Genomic DNA, 26106 nt, shown 5'->3' on the forward strand with positions numbered 1-26106 from the left:
AGCGGGGGCTGAAAGGGGGATGCCTAGGCTCATGGTGGTCGCAGCTCGTAATTCAGGAAGCTTAGTCCGAATACGTGGCCGACGGCAAACGCAGGCCATGCAAGGGCTGGGCCAGTCCCATGCCGGCCGGCCGACGGGCGGACACGGACATTTCGCTGTCACCCCATATGGCGCATAATCCGCCCCCTCATCCGATACCCCCCAGAGAGGGACCACCGCCGTGGTAAAACCCCTGCCTCGCCTGCGGCTGCAAGGCTTCAACAACCTCACCAAGGCGCTGAGCTTCAATATCTACGACGTGTGCTACGCCTCCTCCGAGGACGAGCGTCGCCGGTACATCGAGTACATCGACGAGGAGTACAACGCCGACCGTCTGACCCAGATCCTCACGGATGTGGCGGAGATCATCGGCGCCAACATCCTGACCGTGGCCCGCCAGGACTACGACCCCCCAGGGGCGTCGGTGACCATCCTCATTTCCGAGGAGCCGGTGATCGACAAGAAGGACGCAGGGAAGGAGATCATCTCCGACGCGGTGGTGGCCCACATGGACAAGTCGCACATCACGGTGCACACGTATCCGGAAACGCATCCGGACAACGGCATCGCGACCTTCCGCGCGGACATCGACGTGGCCACCTGCGGCGTGATCTCGCCGCTGAAGGCGCTGAACTACCTGATCGAAAGCCTCGAGTCCGACATCGTCATCATGGACTACCGCGTGCGCGGCTTCACCCGCGACGTGAAGGGCAAGAAGCACTACATCGACCACAAGATCAATTCGATCCAGGATTTCCTGGCCAAGAACATCAAGTCGCGCTACGAGATGCTCGACGTGAATGTCTATCAGGAGAACATCTTCCACACGAAGATGCACCTGAAGGACTTCGACCTGGACAACTACCTGTTCGAGGAAAAGGCCAAGAACCTCTCGTTCAAGGAGCGCATGAAGATCGAGGCGCGCCTGAAGCGGGAGATCGAGGAGCTGTACCACGGGCGCAACCTGTCCGAGTGACGGGTTGGCGGCGGGCGCGGGTTACATCCGGTTCGGGTGGCCTGCGCTAGTCTGCCCACACAACCGGCGGGACGACCCGCCCGCGGCGCGAGCCGCGCATCAGGACCGACGGCGGTCCGGAACGCGAGTTCCGGGCCGTTTCGCGTTATGGCCCGGGCGATCAAACCTGAGGAGGTGACGTATGGCGTGGGTCTGGCTGGTGTTGGCGGGATTGCTGGAAGTGGTGTGGGCCGTAGGCCTGAAGTATTCCGAGGGCTTTACCCGACTCGTGCCCAGCGTCGTCACGGCCGTGGCGGCGGCGGCCAGCTTCTGGCTGCTGGCGGTCGCGCTGAAGTACATCCCGCTGGGTACGGGGTACGTGATCTGGGGGGGCATCGGTGCCGGCGGTACGGCGCTTGTCGGCATGTGGCTGTTTCAGGGGCCGGCCACGGCGGCCCGCCTGGTGTGCATCGGGCTGATCGTGGCCGGCATCATCGGGCTGAAGCTGACGTCCGGCGGGTAGGGCGGGCCCAGGCCCGCCATCCGCATGTCCCTGTTGACGCGGCCTTCCGGGGAAAAGCTTCGATGCCGGTCGTCGTCCTTGGATCTGGCCGCCATGGGGCCAGGGGGCTTTCTAAAGACGGTACGCCACCGCCTTCATCAGCTTAGAGGCGCCCGCCATCAGGGTCGGGATCGGCGCGGGCAGGGTGCGTGCGCCGGCCTGTTGCGCATGATCGGCATGGCGGGCTTCGTCGGCCTTCATCACGGTCAGGATCTCGCGGCTGCGCAGGTCGGCAGGCGGAAGGGTCTCCAGGTGCTCGTCAAGGTGCGCCTCCACCTGGCGCTCGGTTTCCACCACGAACCCCAGGCTCCAGCCATCGCCGCGCAGGCCGGCCAGGGCGCCCAGCGCGTAACTGCCGGCGTACCACAGCGGGTTGAACACGCTGGGACGGCTGTCCAGTTCGCGCAGGCGGTCGGCGCACCAGGCCAGGTGGTCGGTCTCTTCCTGGGCTGCGTCCAGCAGGTGGGCGCGCGTGGCGCCGTCACGGGCGACGGCCGCCTGCCCGAAATACAGGCCCTGGGCGCAGACCTCGCCGACATGGTTGATGCGCATCAGGCCGGCGGCATGGCGCTGCTCGTCCGGTTCCAGGGCCACGTCGGGGGTGTCCCCGGCGGGGTTGGCGCGATGGGCGGGCGGGTTGCCGAAGACGGTGTCCAGCCCTCGCTGGGCCTCCACCAGCCATCCGTCGAGAAGCGAGAGGGTCCGCGTGTTCATGGGTCGTATTGTGCCGACTCGTTTCAGCCGCGTCTGCCCGGCACCCCGATAGGTCGGGTAGGCCCGGGTTGCGCACTGCGGCAAGGCCCCGTACAATCCCGCCTCTTACGTTTCACCCTTCACAACGCGTGGCAAAGTTCCGGCCGGGAAACCGCGGAATCCGCCCGACCAGACACACGAGAGTTCCATGAGCACCTTTACCGCCAAGTCCGAGACCGTCCAGCGCGACTGGTACGTCGTCGACGCAGCAGGCAAGACCCTGGGTCGCCTGTCCACCGAGCTGGCCCGTCGCCTCCGCGGCAAGCACAAGCCCGTCTATACCCCTCACGTTGATACCGGCGACTACCTCGTCGTGATCAATGCCGAGAAGATCCACGTCACCGGCAACAAGCTGGCCGACAAGAAGTCCCACCGCTTCACCGGCTACATCGGCAACCTGAAGACCGAGACGCTGGCCCAGGCGCTGGAGCGCCATCCGGAGCGCGTCATCGAGACCGCCGTGAAGGGCATGCTGCCGAAGGGCCCGCTGGGCCGCGACATGTATCGCAAGCTCAAGGTCTACGCCGGCCCGAATCATCCGCACGCCGCTCAGCAGCCGCAGGTCCTGGACATCTAATCATGGCTATCACTCAGAACTACGGCACCGGCCGTCGCAAGTCCTCCACCGCCCGCGTGTTCCTGCGCAAGGGCACCGGCAACATCACGGTCAATGGTCGTCCGCTGGACGAGTTCTTCGGCCGCGAAACCGGCCGCATGATCGTGCGCCAGCCGCTGGAGCTGACCAAGAACACGGAAACCTTCGACATCACCGTGACCACCACCGGTGGCGGCATCACCGGCCAGGCCGGCGCCATCCGCCTGGGCATCGCCCGCGCGCTGGTGGAGTACGATGAAACCCTGAAGTCGGAACTGCGCAAGGCAGGCTTCGTGACCCGCGACGCCCGTGAAGTCGAGCGCAAGAAGGTCGGTCTGCACAAGGCTCGTCGCGCCACCCAGTTCTCCAAGCGCTAACAGACGCGCTACACTATGCGTCACTGGTTACACAGCCCCGTCGCCAAGCGGTAAGGCACCTGACTCTGACTCAGGCATTCGGTGGTTCGAATCCATCCGGGGCTGCCAACTTGAAGTCCACTGGACATCCGCAAAAGCCCGCCTCTGGCGGGTTTTTGCGTTGAGGGGTCTGCCGATGGTCGCGATGTTCCCCCCTCCCTTCTGCCCGGTCGCCGACGCGCTGCCCCGCATGCGCGCGCGCGGCTATGCCGTGCTCGCGCCGACGGACATGGCGCAGGGTACCTGCACCGATTTGGCCGGCCTGGCGGCGCTGGTCCCGAGCTGGGACCGCCTGGAGGCCGACGGCTACCTGAGAGACGGCGGGCGTTACCGTCGCCGGCGGCTCGCCTGCTTCGTGGTGGAGGGCGACGACGTCTGCCGGGCGCCGCACCGTGCGCACTGGCAGTCGCTGGACTACAACGCCCTGCACGGCGGCATGCAGCGCTGGTTCGAACCGATCGAGCCGGCCGTGGCGGAGGCAGCCGCCTGGCGCCAGTTGCTGGTCGGTCTGGCGCGCTGGGGCTCCGCACTGAAGGGTGAGCGTGCCTGGTACGTGGAAGCGCACCAGTTCCGCATCGACACCACCGACGGTATTGGCCGGCCGACACCGGAAGGCGCCCACCGCGACGGCGTGGATTTCGTGGCCGTGCTGCTGGTGGGCCGGACCGGCATCAAGGGCGGCGAGACCCGGGTGTTCGAGGCGGCCGGACCGGACGGGCAGCGCTTCACCCTGCAGGTCCCGTGGTCGCTGCTGTTCCTGGACGATGAGCGCGTCATCCACGAGTCCACGCCGATCCAGCCGGTGGACGCCACCGGCCACCGGGATACGCTGGTGCTGACGTTCCGGTCCGGGGGCTTCCAGGGCGACGACGAAGTCGGCTGAATCCGGATCGGATTCGTTACAATTGAAACGAAGGCGCGTGCGCGCGGTTGACTGGAGTTCCGATGAAGCTGGGTTCCCTGAAGGAAGGCGGTCGTGACGGTACCCTGATCGTGGTGTCGCGGGACCTGACGCGCGCCGTGCGCGCCACCGGCATCGCGCCGACCCTGCAGCGCGCGCTGGAGGACTGGAGCAATACGGCGCCGCGCCTGAACGCGCTATACGAAGCGCTGAACGCCGGCGATGCCGATGGCGCCTTCGACATGGACGCCCAGGCCATGGCGGCCCCGTTGCCGCGCGCCTACGAATTCGTCGACGGCAGCGCCTACCTGCCGCATGTCGAGCGCGTGCGGCGTGCGCGCAATGCGGAAGTGCCGGCGAGCTTCTACACCGATCCGCTGATGTACCAGGCCACCAGCGCGGCCTTCCTGGGCCCGCGCGATCCGGTGAAGGTGGTCAGCGAGGAGTACGGGATCGATCTGGAGGCGGAAATCGTGGTCGTCACCGACGACGTGCCGATGGCCGTCACCCCCGCACAGGCGGCTGCGCACATCCAGCTGATCGGCTTGGTCAATGACGTGTCGCTGCGCAACCTCATCCCGGCCGAACTGGCCAAGGGGTTCGGCTTCCTGCAGTCAAAGCCACGTTCGGCGCTGTCGCCGGTGTTCGTGACGCCGGATGAGCTGGACGATGCGTGGAAGGACAACAAGGTGCACCTGCCGCTGGTGACGCACATCAATGGCGAGTGGTTCGGTGCGCCGGAGGCCGGCGTGGACATGCAGTTCGACTTCGCCCAGCTGGTGGCGCACGCGGCCAAGACCCGTCCGCTGTCGGCCGGCACGCTGGTCGGGTCCGGCACCATCGCCAACGAGGATGTGTCCAAGGGCGCCTCCTGCTTCGCCGAGAAGCGCACGGTGGAGACGCTGCGGGACGGCAAGCCGTCCACCCCCTTCATGAAGTACGGCGATGTGGTCCACATCGAAATGAAGGATCGTGACGGCCGTTCCATTTTTGGCGTGATCGAGCAGCGGATCGAACCGCAGCCCTTGCCTTGATGACCTGCCCGGGCCCAGTGTGAGTAGGGTACGGGGCGGAACCGGCATGGACGCGGATTTCTGGCACTTGAAGGGGCATTCCGCAAGGGGCGGTCTGCATGGCTGAGCAACTGCGGCTGTATTCCTATTGGCGCTCAAGCGCCGCTTACCGCGTGCGCATCGGGCTGAACCTCAAGGGTCTGGCGTTCGAGACGCTGCCCGTGCACCTGGTCCGCGACGGCGGGCAGCAGCACGCGGCCGCGTACGTGGCCAAGAACCCCCAGCACATGGTGCCCACGCTGCAGCATGGCGAGCGCGTGATCCGGCAGTCGCTGGCCATCCTGGAGTACCTGGACGAGGCGTGGCCGTCGCCGCGCCTGCTGCCCATGACGGCACGCGACCGTGCGCGCGTGCGCGCGCTGGCGCAGATGGTGGCGTGCGACATCCATCCGCTCAACAACCTGCGTGTGCTGCAGTATTTCGAGCACACCTGGAACGTGCCCCAGGCCGAGCGCGAGGACTGGGTCAAGCACTGGATCGTCGAAGGCTTCACCGCCGTCGAGACCCTGTTGGCCGAGGATGCGGCGACCGGCGTGTACTGTCACGGACAGACGCCGGGATTGGCCGACTGCTGCCTGGTACCGCAGGTGTTCAACGCGCGCCGCTTCGGCGTGGACATGGCGGCGTTCCCCACCCTCCTGCGCATCGAGCAGGCCTGTCTCGCCCTGCCGGCCTTCGATCAGGCGCGCCCCGAGAACCAGCCCGACGCCAACGCCTGAAGGAACGGGCGGTCGACCGCCCATCGTGATGCGTGAGCGCGGCGCCGTCAGCCGAAGCCGTGGGTGATGCGGGGCGAGGCGCTGCCGGTGTCGTAGTCGGCGTAGGGGTCGTGTTCGCCCTTGCTGCCCTCGGACAGGCGGAACTTCAGGGCCAGACCGTCGCGCGAGTCGGCCGCGCGCAGCGCCTCCTCCTGCTCGATCAGCCCTTCCTTCACCATCCGGAACAGGCACTGGTCGAAGGACTCCATGCCTTCCTCCAGCGACTCCTCCATGGCGGCCTTGATCTCGTGCACCTGCCCCCGGCGCAGCAGGTCGCGGATCATCGGCGTGTTGATCAGCACCTCGGCGGCGGGCAGGCGGCGGCCGTCGACGCCTTTCACCAGGCGCTGCGAGACCACGGCGCGCAGGTTCAGCGCCAGGTTCATCAGCACGTTCTTGTGCGCGCTCTCCGGGAAGAAGTTGAGGATGCGCTCGATGGTCTGGTCCGCGTTGTTGGAGTGCAGCGTCGCCAGGCACAGATGGCCGGTCTCGGCGAAGGCGATGGCCGCCTCCATCGTGGTGGCGTCCAGGATCTCGCCGATCAGGATGACGTCCGGCGCCTCGCGCATCGCGTTCTTCAACGCATTGTGGAAGGCATGGGTGTCCAGGCCCACCTCGCGCTGGTTGACGATGGACTGCTTGTGCTTGTGCAGGTACTCGATCGGATCCTCGATGGTGAGGATGTGGCCAGTGCTGGTGGTGTTGCGGTAGTCGATCATCGAGGCCAGCGACGTCGACTTGCCCGAGCCGGTGGACCCCACGATCAGCACCAGGCCGCGCGGCGTCATGATGATGTCCTTCAACACCGGCGGCAGGTTCAGCTCCTCGATGCTGGGGATCACGCTGCGGATGGCACGGATGACCATGCCCACCTCGCCGCGCTGCTTGAACACGTTGACGCGGAAGCGGCCGGCGTCCTGCAGGGCGATGGCCATGTTCAGCTCGAGCTCGCGCTCGAACACGGGCACCTGGCCCTCGTCCATCAGCGAATACGCGATCTTCTTGACCATGCCGGGCGGCAGGCCGGTATTGCCCAAGGGGTACAGCTTGCCCTCGATCTTGATGTAGACCGGCGCCCCGGTGGTCAGAAACATGTCCGAGGCGTTCTTCTCGGTCATCAGCTTCAGGAAATAGCCGATGTCCATGTGCAAAGCTCCCCACGTTGCGTGGCACGGCGTTGCAACCGTACCAAAGGCTTCCGACAATGGCCGCGCGCACCCCTCTGAGCCACGGCACCCCAATGACAGCTAGCTTCTCATACTTCCGACGACCCCCGCATGTGATGGCGGCCGCAGTAGTGGCACTGGCCCTGTCGGCGGCGCCTGCATTCGCGCAGGCGGCGCTGACGCCCGAGCTGGAAGCCGCCGTGCAGGCCGTGCAGCGTGCCACCCAGGCCGATGCCGACCAGTACGCGCCTGCCGAACTCGCCGCGGCCCGCCAGTCACTGGCGCAGGCGCAGGCGGCTCATGCGGCGCGCGAGAAGAAGGCGGCGCTCGATCTGGCCCTGCGTGCCGCCGTCGATGCCGATCTGGCGCGCGCGCGCAGTCAGGAGGCCGTGGCGTCTGCAGAGGTCGCGCAGCGCAAGGTCGAGATCGCCGACCTGCAGGCCCAGATCGGCGCAGAGGGTCGGCGATGAAGGGCCGTCCGCAGATCCTGGCCGGCCTGTTGGGCCTGGCGCTGGTCACCCAGGCCGCCCTGGCGGCCGAAAACCCCGTGGTCGTGCAGTTGAACCAGCGGCTGGCCGCCCTCCAGGCCGATCCCGACGTGGCCGAACTGGCCGCTTATGAAAAACTGCAGGCCCAGCACGCCGTGACCGCCTTCAGCAAGGCGCGCCGCAGCCAGCGCGAAACGGCGCAGTACGTGGCCGAGCGCCGCGTGCAGATCGCCGAGATCGCAGCACGCGCGCAGGCGGCGCGCCGCGAAGCCGATCGCCTCGACCGCACACGCAGCGAACTGCTGGTGGAAGCCAGCCGGCGCGAGGCCGAGCGGGCGCGTCGCGAAGCCGAGCGCCTGCGGGTGCAGGCCCAGATCCAGGCCGAGGAAACAGAGCGCCTGCGCCTGGCGGCCGAGGCCGAGGCGCTGGCCCGCCAGGAAGCGGAGACCACCCTGGATACGGTGGCCGGCCAACAGGCCAACCGCCTGAGCGCGGCGCGGCAGCGCGAACTGAAGCTGGCCAGGGAGGAGGCCGAACTCGTGTCCGGTGCCAAGCTACCGGCCTCCAAGTTCGAAGCCCGCGGCGAAGTGTTCACGCTGGGGGCGGATGCCTTCGCCAGCGACTCGGCCAAGCTGTCGGCCAGTGGCGCCTCCCGTGCGAGCGCCTTGGCCGCTTACCTGCAGGCCAACCCGAAGGCGCGCGCACGCATCGAAGGCTATGGCGACAAGCACACCCCGGGCCAGCGCCGTGCCGACGCCCTGCGCGATGCACTGACGGCGGCGGGGATCGCGAAATCGAGGCTGCAGAGCAGCGGCAAGGGCGCGGGCAGCAAGGCGCGTGCGCTGGACGTGATAATCGCGCACTGATTTATTCTTGTAAATCAAGAGGATGAGCGAATTCTGGGCGCTCTTCGCGGGCTGGGCTGAACGCCGGGCGCAGCGTGCGCTGTCATGCAAATCAACAGGTTACGGCGGGTCTTGCCCGCCCCCTGGGGGAGGAGTAGGGTCGTATACCCAAGCGACTCCCGTCGCTTGGCTCACCGGAGAATCGACCCGATGACGCCTGTTCCCATTCCGCCGGAGACCGCCGCTGGCAAGCAGATCGCCGCGGGCATTCCGGTGGAGGGTGCCCGCGCCGCCGGCCAGGTCCTCCGCTCCCAAGCCAACGCCCCGTGCCTGTGAAGGCCGGGGCGTTTGTATTTCCGCTGAAGGAGGTAACGATCATGTTCGAAGGTCAACCGCAGGCCGAAATCGAAGCACTCATCAAGGCCGATCCGGAGTTCAAGCAGCTGTACCAGCGCCATCGCGAGCTCGACAAGAAGGTCACCGACGCCGAGCTGGGCGTACTGCCCATCGACGACAACCTGCTGGGCCAGATGAAGCGCGAGAAGCTGCACGCCAAGGAGCGATTGCTCCGGATCTACGACGCCAAGCCCCACTGACGCCTCCCCCGCGCTTTCTCGTCGCGGGCGGCGACGGCCTCCTCGTCGGCCGTCGCCGTCCGCGTCACCCAGATGCGATAATCCGGGCTATGTTCCGCACCGAATGCACGGCCGCATGGCGATCCATTCCTCCGTACTCGAGCTGATCGGCGACACGCCGATCGTCCAGGCCAGGCGCCTCGACACCGGCCCCTGCACGCTCTACCTGAAGCTCGAGAGCGCCAACCCGGGCGGCTCCATCAAGGACCGCATCGGCATGTCGATGATCGAGGCGGCCGAGAAGCGGGGCGACCTGAAGCCCGGTGCCACGCTGGTGGAGGGCACGGCCGGCAATACCGGCATCGGCCTGGCCCTGGTGGCCCAGCAGAAGGGCTACAAACTGATCTTGGTGGTCCCGGACAAGATGAGCCGGGAGAAGATCTTCAACCTGAAGGCCATGGGCGCGGAGGTCATCCTGACCCGCTCCGACGTGGCCAAGGGCCACCCCGAGTACTACCAGGACCTGGCCGAGCGCATCGCGCGCGAGACGCCCGGCGCCTACTTCATCAACCAGTTCGGCAACCCGGACAATCCGGCGGCGCATGAGTTCGGCACCGGACCGGAGATCCTGCGCCAGATGGAGGGGCAGCTGGACGCCATCGTGTTCGGCTGCGGCAGCTCCGGCACCATGACCGGTCTGTCGCGCTGCTTCGCGCAGCATTCGCCGAAGACCGAGATGATCCTCGCCGACCCGGTGGGTTCCATCCTCACCCAGTACATCAACGAAGGCACGCTGAGTACGAAGTCGGGCAGCTGGCTGGTCGAAGGCATCGGCGAGGACTTCCTGCCGCAGATCTCGGACTTCAGCCGGGTCAAGAAGGCCTATGCGATCAGCGATCGCGAGAGCTTCCTGACCGCACGCGAGTTGCTGGCGAAGGAGGGCATCCTGGGCGGTTCTTCCACGGGCACGCTGCTGGCGGCCGCGTTGAAGTACTGCCGCGAGCAGACCGAGCCCAAGAAGGTGCTGGTGTTCGTCTGCGACACCGGCAACAAGTACCTGTCGAAGATGTACAACGACTACTGGATGCTGGACAACGGATTCATTGACCGGCCCCAGTACGGCGACCTGCGCGACCTCATCCTGCGCCCGTACAGCCAGCGCGACACGGTGGTGGTCAGCCCCACCGACCTGCTGACCACGGCCTATCAGCGCATGAAGCTGTACGACGTGTCGCAGCTGCCGGTGATGGAAGGCGACCGGTTGGTCGGCATCGTCGATGAAAGCGACGTGCTGCTGCACGTCTATGGCGACGAGGCCCGCTTCCGCGACCCGGTCGCCACGGCCATGGTCAGCAAGCTGGACCGGCTGGACGTGCGCTCCCCGATCGAGGCCTTGCTGCCGGTCTTCGACCGCGGTCAGGTGGCCATCATCACCGACGGCGACGCCTTCCTGGGGCTGATCACCCGCATCGACCTGCTGAATTATCTGCGACGCCGCGCACAGTAGCCGGCAGACTCCGGCTGCCCACAGGGAAGGGCCGCCGGACATGGACGATATGTTAAGACTCGGCCGGTAGAATGGCCGGCTGATTCAAGGAACCCGAACATGGCGACACATTCATCCCCTTCCGGTGGGGACGCGGGCGATCTCGCACTGGGCACGCTGGCCATCCATGGTGGCCAGGCGCCCGATCCCACCACGGGCGCAGTCATGCCCCCGATCTACGCCACGTCCACGTACGCCCAGAGCAGTCCGGGCGTGCACCAGGGCTTCGAGTACTCGCGCACGCACAATCCCACGCGTTTCGCCTACGAGCGTTGCGTGGCGGCGCTGGAAGGCGGCAGCCGCGGCTTCGCTTTCGCGTCCGGCATGGCGGCCACCTCGACGATCCTGGAGTTGCTGGACAGCGGCAGCCACGTCGTGGCGATGGACGACCTGTACGGCGGCAGCTATCGCCTGTTCGAGCGCGTGCGTCGACGCACGGCCGGGCTGGACTTCAGCTTCGTCGACATGACCGACCTGGCGGCGTTCGAGTCCTCCATCCGTCCGGAAACGCGACTGGTGTGGGTGGAGACGCCCACCAACCCCATGCTGAAGATCGTCGACATCGCCGCCATCTGCGATATCGCGCACAGGCGCGGCCTGCGCGTGGTCGTCGACAACACCTTCGCCTCGCCCATCCTGCAGCGCCCGCTGGCGCTGGGCGCCGACATCGTCATGCATTCGGCCACCAAGTACCTCAACGGCCACTCCGACATGGTCGGCGGCATGGTGGTGGTGGGTGACGACACGGAACTGGCCGAGCAGATGGCGTTCCTGCAGAACTCCATCGGCGCCGTGCAGGGACCCTTCGACAGCTTCCTCGCCCTGCGTGGGCTGAAGACCCTGCACCTGCGCATGAAGGCGCACTGCGAGAACGCGCTCGCCCTTGCGCAATGGCTGGAAACGCACCCCGCAATCGAGAAAGTCATCTACCCCGGCCTGGCATCGCATCCGCAGCACGCACTGGCGACCCGCCAGATGCTGGGCTACGGCGGCATCATCTCCATCGTGCTCAAGGGCGGCTTCGACGCTGCGCGCCGGTTCTGCGAGAACACGAAACTGTTCACCCTGGCCGAATCGCTAGGCGGGGTGGAGAGCCTGGTCAATCACCCGGCTGTGATGACGCATGCGTCGGTGCCGGTGGAACGGCGCGAAAAGCTGGGGATCAGCGAGGGGTTGGTGCGGTTGAGTGTGGGGGTGGAGGCGATCGAAGACCTGCTTGGGGACATGCGCAGGGGACTTGCTCTTGAATAATATGTGGATAAACGCGGGCTCTTGTCCACGTGCCGGCAATTGTACGAGAGGCGATTGATGAAGGAGTTCTCAATCAGCCCGGCGTCGATGCCCGCCACGCTCATCATGCATCGTTCGCTGATTCTGGCTCTCGTGAAACGGGAAGTACTAGGGCGCTACCAGGGTTCCATGGTCGGCATTCTTTGGTCTTTCTTCAACCCACTGATGATGCTGGTCATCTATACCTTCGTCTTCAGCGTCGTCTTCAAGGCGCGCTGGAGTGGGGGTTCCGACTCCAAGGTTGAGTTCGCGATGATCCTGTTCTCAGGACTCTTGGTGTTCAACATGTTGTCCGAGTGCCTCAACCGGGCACCGACGCTGGTTTTGATGAACGTAAATTACGTAAAGAAGGTTGTCTTTCCGTTGGAGATATTGCCCCTGGTTTCGTTGGGCTGCTCCCTTTTCCACGGTGCGGTCAGCTTGCTGGTCTGGTTGCTCTTCTATCTAGTTTTTCTTGGTGTTCCTCCGGTCACTGCATGGCTTTTTCCCGTCGTGATACTCCCGATGCTCTTCCTGACTCTTGGGCTGAGCTGGTTGCTCGCATCCCTGGGTGTTTACCTGCGCGACGTCAGCCAAGTGATACTTCTGGTGACCACAGCGCTGCTGTTCCTGTCGCCAATCTTCTATCCAGTGTCCGCGTTGCCTGCAGAGATACAACAGGTCATGCACTTCAATCCCCTGACGTCGACTATCGAGGATGTGCGCGGTGTTCTGGTTGAAGGGAAGTTTCCACACGGCGGCAACTATCTCCTTCGCATCACAGTGGCTATCGTGGTTTCGTGGGCCGGATTCGCTTGGTTCCAAAAGACGCGAAAGGGGTTTGCGGATGTCCTCTGAGGTTGCCATTTTGGTCGAAAATGTCAGCAAGTCATTCGCGATCTACGAAACTCCTCGTGACCGGCTGAAGCAGTTCCTGCTGCCGCGTCTGCGGCGACTGTTCGGTCTTGCCCCAAAGAACTACTACCGAGAGTTCAAGGCGCTCTCTGGCGTCTCTTTCAAGATGATGAGAGGAGAGACTATTGGCATAATCGGCCGGAACGGCGCAGGAAAATCAACCCTCCTCCAGATTATCTGCGGAACGCTTGCAGCTTCCGAGGGTAGCGTGGATGTAAGGGGGCGTATTGCAGCATTGCTCGAACTGGGCGCAGGTTTCAATCCTGAGTTCACTGGTCGCGAGAACGCCATCCTGAACGGTGAACTGCTCGGTTTGTCACGCCGTGAAATGGAGCTGCGCTTGCCCGAGATAGAGGAGTTTGCTGGCATCGGCGATTTCATCGACCAGCCAATCAAGACTTACTCGAGTGGCATGTACGTGAGGCTGGCCTTCGCGGTCCAAGCCTGCGTGGATCCCGAGATACTGATCGTCGACGAGGCGCTGTCTGTTGGTGACATAGGCTTCCAGTACAAATGCTTCAGGAGAATGGAGGAGTTGCGCAGGAAGGGCGTGACCATTCTGATGGTGACGCATTCGACCGGCAGCATCCTTGAGTACGCTGATCGGTGCATCGTGATGGATGGTGGCAGCATACAGGTCGACACGAGCGATGTGTTGGCGGCGGTGCTCACGTACGAGAAAGGAATGATCGCGGCCAAGCCCGGGCAGGTATCCGACAACGATCCGGAACTCACGGAAGTGACGGCCGAGGACTTGGCTGCGGCCCAGCGCAGGAGCATGAACGATAGCGTCTCCGAGAAGCGATTTGGAACAGCGCGCGCGATCATCGAGAGGATGGACATCACTCGGCGCGATGGGAGCAGTTTCGATCAAAGCCCAGTTGTGAGGTCCGGCGAGGAGCTCACCTTCAGGTTCACGATTGCATCGTCCGAAGTACTCGATGACATTGCCCTCGGTGTCTCGATAACCAAGACGCAAGGGGGGGACATATGGGGAGACAATAACATCCGTGCTGGCTTCCCCATCGTTCTCGAGCGCGGCCGGCAAGTCGTCGAGTTCTCGGCAAGACTGCCCATCAGCGCTGGCGAGTACCTAGTCCACTGCGGTCTCGCGCGGATTGCGAATGGGGTGCGCGAAGAGCTGGATCAGCGACGTCCTATTCAGTCCATAAAGTTCTGGTCTCCTCGCGAACAGGTCGGCGTAGTGTTTGCGCCGATATCCGCGAAGGCTGGCACACTGTGATCGCGGCATTCTTGTCGCCATACGCGTTCCGAGGAGTGAGCGCGCCGTACTTGTGGGTCTTCTACAAGCTGCTATCTTCCATTGATGAGCCGATGGCGTTCCTGCTTTCCGCCGATTACCTGGAGCCGTGCGATAGTGCCGCGTTGAAAGGTAGGATGGAGCTCAGGCAGCATCGTCAGATCGAGCATGGTTATGGACTGCCGGACGCGGCGACTCTTGAGCGGCATCGTTTCTCGCTACTTGATCCCGAGCTAATGATGCGTCTACTGCCGCGTTTCGGTGGCAATCCTTTAGCTTTCTTCAAGGCTTTCTTGAGCGAAGATATTCCAGAGATAAGGCAAGCACTCGAGACTGCCTTGTCTTCACTTCCGGACGATATCGAGGTGATTCTCAGCTGGAGTAACTGTCCATCTCTAAGCGCAGTCGCCGCAGCGCGTGGAATTCCGGTAGCTCACCTGGAGGTGGGACCCCTTCGCGAGCCCCAGTACCGGCCGACTGCCTACTTCGATTTTTCCGGTGTCAATGGCAATACGGAAGCCGCGCGGCGCTACGAGACTGATCCGAGCGTCTGGATGCAAGAGTTCGATGTTCCTGAGCTTCGTCGAGCGTTCTCATCGATGGAGTACAAGGAGCGCGGTCCCGGAAATCGCTTGGGCGTGGTGCTTCAGGTCGAGGATGATTCGAACCTAATTTCTTTCAGCAATGGCTTCGACAATGCAAGCCTGATTGCGAAGGCGTTGCTGGAGAGCTCGACCGAGTTACCCCTCATACGCAGTCACCCTGGTAGTAGGTTTCAAGTCAGGCAGGGAGTGGCGGAGCACGACTCTTCGGCTACCGTTTTGGACTTCCTCACGCAGTGCAAGAAGGTGGTTTGTGTGAACTCCAGCGTTGGCCTCGAAGCCCTCATGCTGGGGCTTGAGGTTGATGTCGAGGGGGATGCATCCTATGGATTCGTTGTCCGCGAAAAGGATCCTCAACAGCGCGCGCGCAAACTCGCCTACTTTTTATTGGGCTATCTGGTCCCCTACTCACTGGTATTCTCAGCCGATTACATCCGCTTCCGTTTGGGTAAACCAGCGGAGGCTGAGATCGCTGCCATGCACCTCCGGGGTCATGGGCTGGAGCAGGATACAGACAGTGCTAAGGTCGATATACGCGAAGCGCTTCGCCATATGGCGAGACTGCGGATAGAGAGTGCGCGGGTGGACGCCGGAGCAGAAGAGGCCGGAGGTTCCCGAGATGAATGGCTGCTTTGCTATCGGGCACGAGCCGATGATGGGTATACAGATGACTTGCACATTCGGCCCTCCAGCTTGGTGAGGGACGGCGCGGCCAGTGTTGTGAGATTCGTATTGCCATCCGGATCTCGCCCCGAAGTCGTCCGCATCAGTGCACCAGCACTCGCCGGTTGCAACACTCTGCGCGCGATGCGCTGGGGGTGGGGTGGTGATGCGCGCGCGGAGTTGTTACCACTCTTCGATACCCATCTTCGCCTGATCTCCGCGAGTTGCGCACATTTCCATGACGGCGAAGCAGTATCGTTGCTCAACGATGGCGGTGAGGTCTACTTCGAGTTCTCGGTTGACGATCTGTGGTCTTCCGGCACCGCCCGCGCTGGCCCAGGACACGGTATTCTGGAATTCTCGCTCTCTCACCAGAGTATGGGTTCTGCGATCGCACTTGAGCTTTACAGAATCAAGGAGGGCATCCTTGGCCAAGGCCGCCAGGTGGGCGAGGCTTCTATGCGCGATGAGCTCCATCGGGACATCGATGAGCTCTCGTCGCGATTGCAGCACCGCTCGAGCGAGATAGCGCTGACCCGGGCCGAGCTTCTCGAAAGCATTCATGACCAGTCAGTTCGTCTGAACGATCTGTCGGCTTTGGTAGAGAAGATGGGTCGCTCTTTCGAGCCCCTGGCAGAAGTCCAAGCGAACCAGGCAGATAGGCTGGCCGACATGGCAGCGAGGATTGATGGGGGAGTGGCGTTGTTGCTTGAAGCACAGGGCCTTCTGAAGAAAGAGTTGGGGGATCAGGCGGAAGCGTTAGGGAGAGCAAATGCAAGCATAGATGAAATGAAGCGCGTCTCGGAAATGACTTGGAGGCAGAAGTACTTGGCCAAGCGGACCAAGGGGAGGCAAGCATGATCATCGATCGCCTCAAGCAAAGCCGGTTCCGCAACTTGTTCCGCCGTTTGGCGTTGAGTAACCCTTGGCGCGTACTGCCTACCGTTCTGAAGATTCGCCTCATTGCCTGCAGCCCGCTGCTAGACCCCGACTGGGTTGGCCAAGTAACGGGATTTCAAGGAGGGCGACGGGAGCTTGCGAAGGCCTTGGTTAGTGATTCGCTGTCAGTGGCTTCGCCATTGCTGGGCTTGGATTGGTACAGGTCACGCTACGGCCTAGATGCCACGGCAGGTGAGGCACTCCTCCACTACTGGTTTGTTGGAGACTACATCGGACTCAGGCCCCATCCATGGTTCGATCCAGTAGCTGCGCGCCTGTCAAACGCACGTAGGCGGCCAACCCTCAAGGCCGTTCTGGCGCAATATCTTTCCAACTGGAGGGAATTCAATGCTCCACATGCACTTTTCGATCAGGTGTTCTATCTGACGCACAACGATGACGTGAGGGAGGGTGGATTCAACCCCCTCATTCATTTCGTGCTGTACGGTGAACAGGAAGGTCGCCGGCCGAACGAGTACTTTGATCCGGCTTGGTACAGGTCCGCCAATCCTGATGTGGCGAGTTCGGGCATGGCGCCATCTTTGCACTTCGGCCTTTACGGAGCTGCTGAGGGCCGTAGCCCGGGACCGGATTTCGACTCCTTCGGGTATGTGGTCGCCTTGGGGCGCTCATCGCTTGGCGGATGGGATCCTCTCTCCCATTATCTGGTCATTGGAAGACCAGGGGGCATCCGACATCTGAAGCGAGACTTAAGTGTGGGCCGATTGACAGGACAGGTGGATGGCGTTGTGAAACGACCTCCGCACGCACCGGTCGATGTCATCGTTCCCGTATATCGCGGGCTAGAAGAGACGCGAACCTGTATTGAATCGGTGCTGGACAGCGTGCCTCAGAACATGCTTCGCCTACATATCTACAATGATGCATCGCCCGAGCCTGAGATCACGGAATTCTTGCGTGCGTTGGTGGTGGAGAATGATCGACTGATCTATGTGGAGAATGATGAGAACCTCGGTTTCGTAAAGACGGTCAACAAGGCGATGAAGTCCGCCTTGCTTTTCCCGGATTTTGACAGCGTCATCTTGCTGAACAGCGATACGGAGGTTTCAGGTGACTGGGTTGCGAGACTTCGAGGTCACGTGGACGCCAACAGCGATGTCGCCACCGTGACAGCCATGTCTAATAACGCAACCATATGCAGCTATCCGCAGTTGGGCGTCAATGTCGTTCCTGAGGGGGAGACGGCGGGAAGTATCGATTCGCTGGCGGCGGTCACCAATGCTGGGCTCAGCGTTGAGCTGCCGACCGGCGTTGGATTCTGCATGTTGATCACGGCTGAAGCATTGCGCAAAGTTGGATTGTTCGATGAGGAGGCTTTCGGCAAGGGCTACGGTGAGGAAGTCGACTTCTGCCAGCGGGCGATGCGCAATGGCATGAAGAACTTGCTTGCGCTCGATGTATACGTCAAGCATGCCGGGGAAGTCAGCTTCACCACCTCAAGCAAGCCGAGCAAACTGATTGGCGAGGAGATCATTCGAGAGCGTTATCCCGAGTATGCAGGTGATGTGACCAATTTCGTGCGTGGTGACCCCGGTCTGCATGGACGGATCAGGCTAACGTTTGCTCGATGGCGCGCCTTGGCCATTGATGTACGCGTCCTGTTCACCCATGCCTTGGGTGGGGGGACCGAGCGCCATGTGCAGGATGTGGCGCGCGCGACTCCATCCGGGAGCAGGACGATCGTGATCCGCCCCGTGCAAGGTTATGCCCAGAGAATGAGGGTCGAGTGCCCCCATGTGACAGACGGATTCGCTGTAGAGGTGGATGTAGAGAACGCTCACGAGCTGTCCGGGTTGCTGTTGGCGATGGGCGCTGGACGCATCCAGATCCACCATGTACTTGGATTCAATGAGGTATTACGCAAGGCGATCGCGATCTCGGGTCTCCCGTTTGACTTCGTGGCTCACGACTACTTCGTTGTTTGTCCGCAGGTAACGTTGACCGATGCGTCGGGGAATTACTGTGGCGAGCCTGCACTCAAAGGTTGCGACGAGTGTATAAGCATGCGGCCCAGCCATGGTTCGAGCGATATTCGGAACTGGCGGATCCACAATGAATGGCTGGTGCTCGGCGCGAGTGCTCTTGCAGCACCAAGTGAAGATTGCGCGTCACGGATGCAACGTTATTTCCGGCGCGCCTTCCAGGTCGCGCCGCACGAAGACTTGATGTCGCTGAGTACCTTTGACGTACCTGCCGGTAGTAGGACGAAGCGTCGGGTCGTGCTGTTCGGCGCCCTCGCGCCCCACAAGGGCAGGAGGCTGGTACTTGCATTGGCCGAAGAGGTGCTGAAAAGATCATTGCCTCTTGAGATCCATCTCATTGGCGATCCTCAAGGCGAGGTCCCGAGAAAACTGTCGCCGGTGTTCTCGAGTTCGGGCAGGTATGATGATTCGAAACTTGATGATCTCGTTGTCGAGGCGCAGCCAGACATCATCCTTTTTGCATCGCAGGCGCCGGACACCTATTCATACACGCTGACGACGGCGCTCCGCTCCGGTGTCCCGATCGTTGCGACCCATCTGGGTGCGTTCATAGAACGATTGGCTGGGAACGACCTCCATAGGACTTTTCCTCCGACGATCTCGGCCGGATCGCTTGCTGACCTCTTGCTGTCGATTCCACGGGTGCAACGATCGTGATCATGCGGATAGCCGTCATCCCCGAGAAACTGGGAGGCGTTCTGTCGCCCTGTGGAACGATTCGACTGTCAACGTTCTTCGATGCGATTCGCGATGCGACACATGGTCGCTGGGACGTCCGTTACCTTGTCCCAGAGGAGGTCGAGGCATTCCAACCCCATGTCATCGTATGGCAGCGTGTGGCGCTGCCGACGTCGGGTGATGTCGCTGCGGTTGTGAAGGTCGCGAAGTCAGTCGGCGCGACCATGATCTACGATCTCGACGATAATCTGTTCGAGTTGGATGATCAGTTTGAGCGGCGCATGTACGCTGAGAAGCTCGAAGCTGTCCGAGCGTCGCTGCAGGTTGCCGACCAAGTGTGGTGCTCTACGCCCGACCTGGTTCGAAACTCGGCTGGCGTTTCCAGATCACCTCCACTGTTGATGCCCAACGCATTGGACCCCAGCTTGTGGGCGGAGCCAAGGGGCCCGGTCTTTGCGGGTGGTGCCGTGTCGAAGTTGCTTTACATGGGTACTCGAACGCACGCTGCTGATCTTGATCTACTCAATCAAGCGATGGCCCTGCTTGAGCTGCGCTCACCGGGCCAGTACAAGTTGGATGTCATCGGCGTGTCCTCGCGCTATGACGAATTCCCCTGGCTCGAGGTGCTAACCATCCCCTCGTACGTGGGTGCTTCCTACCCTGCTTTTGTACACTGGATTTGTCGGCAAGGCGCTCGAAAGCTTGGGGTGGCTCCGTTGCTGCGTTCGCGATTCAATGATAGCAAGAGCAGTATCAAGGTGTTGGACTACGCCGCCCTCGGCATGCCTGCCTTGGTTTCTGATGTGCCGGCGTATTCTGCGCTTCGCGCCGACATAGATTGCCTGAAGACAGACAATTGTCCCGAGGCTTGGGCGACCAATATCGAGCGAGCCTGTACGGATGGCGCATTGACCTCCAGGGTCTTGTCGAGCGCGATGAGTCTGATTGGCGAGCGAGTGTTCAGCGATGCAGTGAGCTTGCGCATAGATGCAATTGATCGAGGATTGAGCGGAGCATGAGTCATCTACGAAAAGAAGCAGGATTTGCGATGCCGTTCATTCTTGGGGTGATCGTGCTGACGGGTGTCGTCGCAAGGATCTACTCTTGGCCAGGGTTCGCGACGCACGACTCGCTATTCATCACCCGAGAGGCTCTCGAAGGTGAATACACGACTTATCATCCTCTCCTTAATGCGCTGCTTGTGAGATTCCTCGCGGTTCCGCTGGATTCTTACTGGCTCTACACCAGCTTGCAGATTGCTTGGTGCTGCGTGCTCCTGTACCAGTCGCTGAGGCACTCCCTCTATCACCAGGGCGCCAGCCTCTTGGGGTGTGTTGCCGTGGTGGCTTGGGCTGCATCACTCCATACACTGCTATATCTCGGTGTTGTTTGGAAAGATGTGCCGATCGCATATAGCCTGGTGTTCATGGCAGCACTCGCTTACAGGATGAGAGTCGAACCGGAGTATCGAGCAACGTGGAAGGATGGCTTCTTCTTGGGCCTTTCCCTGTTCTTCTGCCTTGGCCTGCGTCACGGAATGATCTTCAACGCGGTATTGCTGCCCCTCTTGCTCGGCTGGCGCAGTGTGATTGCGCAACGCAAGCTCTGGTTGCCGATTGTGCTGGCAATAGTAGGTTTTTCTGTTCTTCAGGCTGTTGGTGCGAGTAAGCTTGTGAGGAATGACAACGCGCATATGCTGCGATTGAAAGTCTCTGCCGTTTCGCAGCCATTTTTGGCAATAGTCACGAACAGGAATGGCTACATTTCCGACGATCATGAGTACGATCGTAGACTCGCGGTGCAGGCATTCGGCGCTGACTACGCCAAGGAGTTCACGCCAGACTACTTTCGGAACCACCTCGAGCCAATCTCGGAAGGCGAACTTGGCTACGTTTACCGGGCGATCCTGAAGCGCACCCCGAGGCTGTGTGTGAACAATTTTTCGCTCTGCGTATCATCACGGGTCCAGATGTTCCTGGGTACACTCCAGCCGTCGACATCATTCGGCGGCATGACGTTCTATGATCTCGGAACGTTCGAGGACTGCAGGCAAGTCTTCGGGATGGTTGAATCCCAATGTAGAGTGCTCGACCGGTTTGAGACGTCAGAGAAGCCCGCTTGGGCACCGGATATACAACGGAAAGTTCAGTCGGGCCTTGTGGAAACACGAAGTCCGTTGGTTCGCGCCATTTTCTGGAATCTGCTGCCAGCACTACTTCTGCTCGTCGCTATGTTCTCGTTCGGACGGGCGTTTTCCCCCCTCTGGCTGGTGGCGGTGTTCTTCATCGCACAGATCGCGCTTCCATTCATGACGGCGATGGCCAACGATTTCCGGTACTACTACTTCTTGTTTCCCTTCGCCGTCGTCTTTGCGCCACCAGCGCTGCACCTGGCAGCGAAGGTGGTGGCTCGTGAGTCCGAGGCGAGGGTGGAGCCATGAATGAACTCGCCGTTCAGGATGCTGTTGAGAGCCAGTCGGGGACTTCTTGCGTTGCAGTCGTCATCCCATGCTACCGGGTCACGCGGCACATCATGGGCGTCCTTTCCAAGATTGGAGACGAGGTTGACCTGATCTACTGTGTCGATGATGCTTGCCCGGACGGTAGTGCGGACTTCATAGAGCGGCATTGCGCCGACCGGCGCCTACGCGTCCTCAGGCACGCAGAAAACCAGGGCGTCGGAGGCGCGGTCCTGACAGGGTATGACCAGGCGGTGGCCGACGGAGCTTCCGTAATAGTCAAGATCGATGGCGATGGGCAAATGGATCCGCGACTGCTGATGGCGTTCGTCAATCCTATCCTGCGTGGTGAGGCTGACTACACCAAGGGCAATCGCTTCTTTGACCTCAAGCGTATCCACGAAATGCCGAAGGTCCGTATCTTCGGCAATGCGATCCTCTCCCTGTTTACCAAGCTCTCGACCGGGTACTGGGATCTTTTCGATCCGACCAACGGATACACGGCTATCCACGCGAATGCGGCGAGGTTCGTGCCGCGGGAGAAGATCAGCAAGCGTTACTTCTTCGAGACCGACATGCTTTTCCGGTTGAGTATATTGCGCGCCGTGGTGGTGGATGTCCCGATGGATGCCAGTTATGGCGATGAAGAGAGTGGCTTGAAGATCAAGCAGATCGTCGGCGAATTCGCGGCCAAACACGCACGAAATCTTTTCAAGCGCATCGCGTATAACTACGTGTTGCGGGACTTGCCCCTCGCTTCGCTCCAGTTGTTCGTGGGGTTAGGTCTCCTGGCATTCGGCCTGATCTTCGGGTGCTGGCATTGGTGGATATCAGCGTCCACTAATGTGGGCGCTACCACCGGGACTGTGATGATTCCTACGATGTCCCTGCTGGTGGGCATACAACTCGTCCTAGCGTTCCTTTCGTACGATATCGCGAACGTGCCCCGACGCGTCATGCACACTCTTCTGGAGCAACGTTTGGCCGCGCTCGCGGTGAGGTCTTCTGATGAATGATCCGATCCGGATGGGGTGGGGGACCGCGCTTCTGCTCGCGGCAACGCTCCTGCTGCTCAGCCTGGGGCAGATCCTGTTCAAATTGGCATCGAGGGGCGTCTCGTTCGGAGATCCCCGCAGCCTGTTGTCCCCGAGCCTGTTGTCCGGCCTGTTCGTTTACGGTTTGGCCACGATAATGTGGATTCTAGTACTCAAGAGACTACCGTTGTCGCTTGCCTTTCCGTTCTATGGGCTGACATTCTTGCTCGTGCCACTGCTAGCCCACTTCCTGATTGGCGAGAGGATCGGTTACCAGACCTTCCTTGGAGGTGGCATCATCATGTTCGGGGTTTTCGTAACGAGTTGGGGGAAGATCGCATGAGTGAGTGTCCGGCATGTGGGGCAACGCTCACCCTGGGAGTTGCGCCCTGGCATCTCAAGTGCACCGAGTGCTCCTACGAAGGTAGCAGTCTAGAGCCGAGGATTCTCGATCAGAAGGCCGGCAACGACTTGGACGAGCATGCGCGCGAGGATGCGTTGCGGACGCTACGCATCGCCAATTTCGACCTTCTCGCGAAGCGCGTTGCCCTGTTGCTCCCGGCCGGCTGCCAAGGGCCCCGGCGCTTGCTGGATGTCGGTTGCGCGCACGGTTGGTTTCTCCAGCGCATGAGCGGCGAGTATGATGTCGCGGGGATCGAACCTGACCCGCTGATCGCCGACGTTGCACGTCGCCGTGGCTTCGATGTGAAGAGTGGGTTCTTCCCGGACGTTGTAGGGGCGGAAACGTATGACCTCATCGCGTTCAATGACGTGCTGGAGCACATTCCCGACGTCGCTGGCACCTTGGCCGCGTGTCACGCGCACCTCAATGCCGGCGGGCACATCATCGTCAATGCGCCTGACCGCACGGGATTCCTATATCGCGTGTCGAAGGTGATGGCTCGTGTCGGCTTGAGCAGATCGTTCGATCGCATGTGGCAGGTTGGTTTCCCATCGCCGCACCTGCACTACTTTGATACTCGGGCCATGCAGCGTTTGGCACGCAATGCAGGTTTTTCCGTGGCCGACACGTTCTCCCTTCCCACCGCAAGCTATCACGGCCTTTATTCGCGTGTCAGGTACGACAAGTCCGTGTCGGCAGTGAAGGCAGGATTGCTCACTGCCATCCTTGGCGCACTCATACCAGTGCTAGCGATACTGCCAGCTGACATCCGAGTCTGGATCCTGCGCAAGGACTGAGCCAAGTGTGCGAGTCCGCCGGCACAGCATGCTCGCCGGCGAACCATTGGATGTCTATTACTCGACGATCATCTTGAGTGGGCTCACGCATGAAACTTGCGCGCCCCCTTCCTCGTGGAGAATGGACACCGTATATTCGCCTGCAGGAACCTGCAGCATGGCAAGCTCCAGCTTGAAGCCTGCATTGGTCAGTGCCTCAGCTTTGTATGCGGCCGCAACGTCATCCCGCTTGATGCCAGCCGGGCCCGAGATCGAGAAGGCATTTCCAGGCTTGGAAAGAACAACGGTCACCGTACCAGGATTCGTGAGGCTGGTCGTGGCTGCCCACCCCTCAAATGCGACCGCGCCCGCGCCAGCCACCTTGAACACGCCTTCTTGTGGTGAATTTCCGTTGATTGCATCCAGCGCGCAAAGCTCAACTTTCCCAAGCGATTCGAGATCGGCCGTGAACTCGGAGAAATGAGTCGTAGGCGGCTGTTCGGTTCCATTCGAGGCGTCGGCACGCACCATCGGGGTAGCGGCCGTGGGTTTCTGGTACTCCGGAGTCTTGTCGTTGCAACCGCTGAGCGCGATCGCGATGAGCGTGACGGCGGGGAGTAGTTTTCGACTCATAGGTGAAGTGTCCTCAGTAAGTTGGGCTGCGACGACCATGGCGGAGCTAGTGGCGGTTGAATTCAGAGTTGTGACTCAAGTTCAGGCAGTAACTGGAAAAGATCGCCCACCAACCCGATATCCGCAATCTCGAAGATCGGCGCTTCGCCGTCCTTGTTGATCGCCACGATGGTGCCGGCGTCCTTGATGCCGGTCAGGTGCTGGATGGCGCCGGAGATACCGACTGCCACGTAGAGCTCGGGGGCGATGATCTTGCCGGTCTGGCCGACCTGCAGTTCGTTCGGCACGTAGCCGGCGTCGACGGCGGCGCGGGAGGCGCCGACGGCGGCGCCCAGCTTGTCGGCCAGAGCGTAGATGACTTTGAAGTTTTCGGCCGAGCCGACGCCGCGGCCGCCGGAGACGACGCGCTTGGCGCTCTGCAGGTCAGGGCGGTCGGACTTGCCGGCGGCCAGGCCGATGTAACGGGTGTGCGTGGGCAGGGTGGCGTCCACGCTGACGGCTTCGATCGTCGCGCTGCCGCCCTTGGCCGCTTCCGGCCAGGAGGCGGTACGCACGGTGGCGACGACGGTCTGATCGGCCGGAGTTTCGACGGTGATGATCGCGTTGCCGGCGTAGATCGGACGCTTGAAGGTATGCGGGCCTTCCACGGCCATCAGGTCGGAGACCTGGTTGACGCCCAACAGAGCGGCAACGCAGGGCAGCAGGTCCTTGCCGAAGGTGGTGGAGGGCGCGAACACGTGCGTATAGCTCGCGGCGAGCTTGGCGATCTGAGGCGCCAGCACCTGGGCGATCGCGTTCGCGTTGGCGGTGTTGGCGACGGTCAGCACCTTCGCAACGCCGGCGATCTGCGCGGCTTCGGCAGCGACGGCCGTCGGGTCGGCAGCCAGCACGACCACGTCGATGGCGTCGGCCTTCACGGCCGCAGCGGCGCTGACGGTCTTGGCGGTGGAGGCGTTGAGCTTGCCGTCCAGGTGTTCGGCGATGACGAGAACCTTGGCCATTACAGCAACCCCTTCTGCTTGAGTGCGGCGACCAGTTCGGCCGCGTCCTTCACCATGACACCCTTGCTGCGCTTGGCGGGCGGGGCATAGTGCGTGGTCTTGTGGGTATCGGCGGATTCGACGCCCAGGGCGGCCAGCGGCAGCGTTTCCAGCGGCTTGCTCTTGGCCTTCATGATGTCGGGCAGCTTGATGAAGCGCGGTTCGTTGAGGCGCAGGTCGGTGGTGACGACCGCGGGCAGGTCGACCTCCAGCGGTTCCAGGCCTGCGTCGACTTCCCGTACCACCGTAGCCTTGCCGTCGGCGATGTCGAGCTTGCCGGCGAAGGTGGCCTGCGGGCGGCCCCACAGGGTGGCCAGCATCTGGCCGGTCTGGTTGGCGTCGTCGTCGATGGCCTGCTTGCCGAGGATCACCAGATCGGGCGATTCCTTCTCGACCAGCTTCAGCAGGGTGCGGGCGGCGGTCAGCGGCTGGATGGCCTGGTCGGTGACCACGTGGATGGCGCGGTTGGCGCCCATGGCCAAACCGGTGCGCAGGTGGGCCTGGGCGTCGGCGGGGGCGATGGTGGCGACCACCACCTCGGTGGCGATGCCCTTGTCGCGCAGGCGCAGGGCTTCTTCCAGCGCGATCTCGTCGAAAGGGTTGGGGGACAGCTTGACGCCGTCGGTGACCACGCCGGACCCGTCCGGCTTGACCTGGATGCGGACGTTGTAGTCCACCACGCGCTTGTAGGCGACGAGAATCTTCATCCTGCGGGAATTCCTGTGTGCGACGGTGAGGCCCGGCCGCGGCGGCTGGCCGA

Annotated in this window: 27 protein-coding genes and 1 tRNA gene; 23 read left to right on the top strand and 5 right to left on the bottom strand. The window is 62.2% G+C overall.

Annotation, left to right across the window (positions count from 1 at the left end; all coding sequences use genetic code 11):
* Positions 1-220: 220 nt before the first annotated feature.
* Both speD and CSC76_RS13470 read left to right on the top strand, forming a co-directional pair.
* Positions 221-1015, top strand: coding sequence for an adenosylmethionine decarboxylase (gene speD / locus CSC76_RS13465; RefSeq protein ID WP_162110513.1), 795 nt, complete (start codon positions 221-223; stop codon positions 1013-1015).
* A gap of 181 nt (positions 1016-1196) precedes the next feature.
* Entirely contained in the window at positions 1197-1517 is a 321-nt protein-coding gene (locus tag CSC76_RS13470) for a DMT family transporter (RefSeq protein ID WP_162110514.1), read from the top strand.
* 111 nt (positions 1518-1628) lie between these two features.
* Here CSC76_RS13470 and coq7 read toward each other — a convergent pair whose 3' ends face one another.
* The gene (coq7, locus tag CSC76_RS13475) at positions 1629-2270 is read right to left on the bottom strand and encodes a 2-polyprenyl-3-methyl-6-methoxy-1,4-benzoquinone monooxygenase (RefSeq protein ID WP_162110515.1); all 642 of its coding nucleotides are present in this window, start codon (positions 2268-2270) and stop codon (positions 1629-1631) included.
* A gap of 187 nt (positions 2271-2457) precedes the next feature.
* Here coq7 and rplM point away from each other — a divergent pair, with 187 nt between their 5' ends.
* The 6 genes from rplM to maiA all read left to right on the top strand — a co-directional run bounded on the left by rplM (position 2458) and on the right by maiA (position 6013).
* The gene (rplM, locus tag CSC76_RS13480) at positions 2458-2886 is read left to right on the top strand and encodes a 50S ribosomal protein L13 (protein ID WP_162110516.1); all 429 of its coding nucleotides are present in this window, start codon (positions 2458-2460) and stop codon (positions 2884-2886) included.
* A 2-nt stretch (positions 2887-2888) separates the two neighbouring features.
* The gene (gene rpsI / locus CSC76_RS13485) at positions 2889-3281 is read left to right on the top strand and encodes a 30S ribosomal protein S9 (protein ID WP_162110517.1); all 393 of its coding nucleotides are present in this window, start codon (positions 2889-2891) and stop codon (positions 3279-3281) included.
* 33 nt (positions 3282-3314) lie between these two features.
* A tRNA-Gln gene (locus CSC76_RS13490) sits at positions 3315-3389 on the top strand.
* A 76-nt stretch (positions 3390-3465) separates the two neighbouring features.
* Positions 3466-4203 (top strand): 2OG-Fe dioxygenase family protein, encoded by a 738-nt coding sequence (locus CSC76_RS13495; protein ID WP_162110518.1) that lies wholly within the window; start codon positions 3466-3468, stop codon positions 4201-4203.
* Between the two features lie 62 nt (positions 4204-4265).
* The gene (locus CSC76_RS13500; RefSeq protein WP_162110519.1) at positions 4266-5255 is read left to right on the top strand and encodes a fumarylacetoacetate hydrolase family protein; all 990 of its coding nucleotides are present in this window, start codon (positions 4266-4268) and stop codon (positions 5253-5255) included.
* Positions 5256-5353: 98 nt separating this feature from the next.
* Entirely contained in the window at positions 5354-6013 is a 660-nt protein-coding gene (gene maiA, locus CSC76_RS13505; protein ID WP_162110520.1) for a maleylacetoacetate isomerase, read from the top strand.
* A gap of 47 nt (positions 6014-6060) precedes the next feature.
* On the opposite strand, the gene CSC76_RS13510 is transcribed toward maiA, so the two are convergent.
* A complete protein-coding gene (locus CSC76_RS13510; protein WP_162110521.1) occupies positions 6061-7197 on the bottom strand; it encodes a PilT/PilU family type 4a pilus ATPase in 1137 nt (378 codons plus the stop codon).
* 95 nt (positions 7198-7292) lie between these two features.
* Here CSC76_RS13510 and CSC76_RS13515 point away from each other — a divergent pair, with 95 nt between their 5' ends.
* The 15 genes from CSC76_RS13515 (at position 7293) to CSC76_RS13580 (ending at position 23694) form a co-directional block, all read left to right on the top strand.
* Positions 7293-7688, top strand: a complete 396-nt coding sequence (locus CSC76_RS13515) for a DUF4398 domain-containing protein (protein WP_162110522.1) — start codon at positions 7293-7295, stop codon at positions 7686-7688.
* Positions 7685-8572, top strand: coding sequence for an OmpA family protein (locus tag CSC76_RS13520; RefSeq protein ID WP_162110523.1), 888 nt, complete (start codon positions 7685-7687; stop codon positions 8570-8572). The genes CSC76_RS13515 and CSC76_RS13520 overlap by 4 nt, the downstream gene beginning before the upstream one ends.
* A 189-nt stretch (positions 8573-8761) precedes the next feature.
* Positions 8762-8887 (top strand): hypothetical protein, encoded by a 126-nt coding sequence (locus CSC76_RS19295; protein WP_260618885.1) that lies wholly within the window; start codon positions 8762-8764, stop codon positions 8885-8887.
* A 41-nt stretch (positions 8888-8928) separates the two neighbouring features.
* Positions 8929-9147, top strand: coding sequence for an HP1242/YdcH family protein (locus tag CSC76_RS13525; protein WP_162110524.1), 219 nt, complete (start codon positions 8929-8931; stop codon positions 9145-9147).
* A 115-nt stretch (positions 9148-9262) separates the two neighbouring features.
* Positions 9263-10633 carry a pyridoxal-phosphate dependent enzyme gene (locus tag CSC76_RS13530; protein ID WP_162110525.1) on the top strand — a complete coding sequence of 457 codons (1371 nt, stop codon included), beginning with the start codon at positions 9263-9265 and terminating at the stop codon, positions 10631-10633.
* Between the two features lie 99 nt (positions 10634-10732).
* Positions 10733-11923 carry a cystathionine gamma-synthase gene (locus tag CSC76_RS13535; RefSeq protein WP_162110526.1) on the top strand — a complete coding sequence of 397 codons (1191 nt, stop codon included), beginning with the start codon at positions 10733-10735 and terminating at the stop codon, positions 11921-11923.
* Positions 11924-11980: 57 nt separating this feature from the next.
* Positions 11981-12799 (top strand): ABC transporter permease, encoded by an 819-nt coding sequence (locus tag CSC76_RS13540; RefSeq protein WP_162110527.1) that lies wholly within the window; start codon positions 11981-11983, stop codon positions 12797-12799.
* A complete protein-coding gene (locus CSC76_RS13545; protein ID WP_162110528.1) occupies positions 12789-14099 on the top strand; it encodes an ABC transporter ATP-binding protein in 1311 nt (436 codons plus the stop codon). The genes CSC76_RS13540 and CSC76_RS13545 overlap by 11 nt, the downstream gene beginning before the upstream one ends.
* Positions 14096-16243, top strand: a complete 2148-nt coding sequence (locus CSC76_RS13550; RefSeq protein ID WP_379605074.1) for a GT99 family glycosyltransferase N-terminal domain-containing protein — start codon at positions 14096-14098, stop codon at positions 16241-16243. The genes CSC76_RS13545 and CSC76_RS13550 overlap by 4 nt, the downstream gene beginning before the upstream one ends.
* Positions 16240-18981 (top strand): glycosyltransferase, encoded by a 2742-nt coding sequence (locus CSC76_RS13555; RefSeq protein WP_162110530.1) that lies wholly within the window; start codon positions 16240-16242, stop codon positions 18979-18981. Before CSC76_RS13550 ends, CSC76_RS13555 begins: the two co-directional genes overlap by 4 nt.
* A gap of 2 nt (positions 18982-18983) precedes the next feature.
* Entirely contained in the window at positions 18984-20021 is a 1038-nt protein-coding gene (locus tag CSC76_RS13560) for a glycosyltransferase family protein (protein ID WP_162110531.1), read from the top strand.
* Complete coding sequence (locus CSC76_RS13565) at positions 20018-21442, top strand: hypothetical protein (protein WP_162110532.1); 1425 nt, start codon at positions 20018-20020, stop codon at positions 21440-21442. Before CSC76_RS13560 ends, CSC76_RS13565 begins: the two co-directional genes overlap by 4 nt.
* Positions 21439-22476 carry a glycosyltransferase family 2 protein gene (locus tag CSC76_RS13570; protein WP_162110533.1) on the top strand — a complete coding sequence of 346 codons (1038 nt, stop codon included), beginning with the start codon at positions 21439-21441 and terminating at the stop codon, positions 22474-22476. The genes CSC76_RS13565 and CSC76_RS13570 overlap by 4 nt, the downstream gene beginning before the upstream one ends.
* Positions 22469-22837, top strand: coding sequence for an EamA family transporter (locus CSC76_RS13575; protein ID WP_162110534.1), 369 nt, complete (start codon positions 22469-22471; stop codon positions 22835-22837). Before CSC76_RS13570 ends, CSC76_RS13575 begins: the two co-directional genes overlap by 8 nt.
* On the top strand, positions 22834-23694 hold the full coding sequence (locus CSC76_RS13580; RefSeq protein WP_162110535.1) for a class I SAM-dependent methyltransferase: 861 nt from the start codon (positions 22834-22836) through the stop codon (positions 23692-23694). The genes CSC76_RS13575 and CSC76_RS13580 overlap by 4 nt, the downstream gene beginning before the upstream one ends.
* 57 nt (positions 23695-23751) lie before the next feature.
* On the opposite strand, the gene CSC76_RS13585 is transcribed toward CSC76_RS13580, so the two are convergent.
* From CSC76_RS13585 to CSC76_RS13595, 3 genes are all read right to left on the bottom strand, one after another.
* A complete protein-coding gene (locus tag CSC76_RS13585; RefSeq protein WP_162110536.1) occupies positions 23752-24306 on the bottom strand; it encodes a hypothetical protein in 555 nt (184 codons plus the stop codon).
* Positions 24307-24368: 62 nt separating this feature from the next.
* On the bottom strand, positions 24369-25307 hold the full coding sequence (locus CSC76_RS13590) for an electron transfer flavoprotein subunit alpha/FixB family protein (protein WP_162110537.1): 939 nt from the start codon (positions 25305-25307) through the stop codon (positions 24369-24371).
* On the bottom strand, positions 25307-26053 hold the full coding sequence (locus CSC76_RS13595; protein ID WP_162110538.1) for an electron transfer flavoprotein subunit beta/FixA family protein: 747 nt from the start codon (positions 26051-26053) through the stop codon (positions 25307-25309). Before CSC76_RS13595 ends, CSC76_RS13590 begins: the two co-directional genes overlap by 1 nt.
* Between the last annotated feature and the right edge of the window lie 53 nt (positions 26054-26106).

Origin of the sequence: Pseudoxanthomonas mexicana, from assembly GCF_010093385.1 — a bacterium.
GTDB classification, from domain to species: Bacteria; Pseudomonadota; Gammaproteobacteria; order Xanthomonadales; family Xanthomonadaceae; genus Pseudoxanthomonas_A; species Pseudoxanthomonas_A mexicana.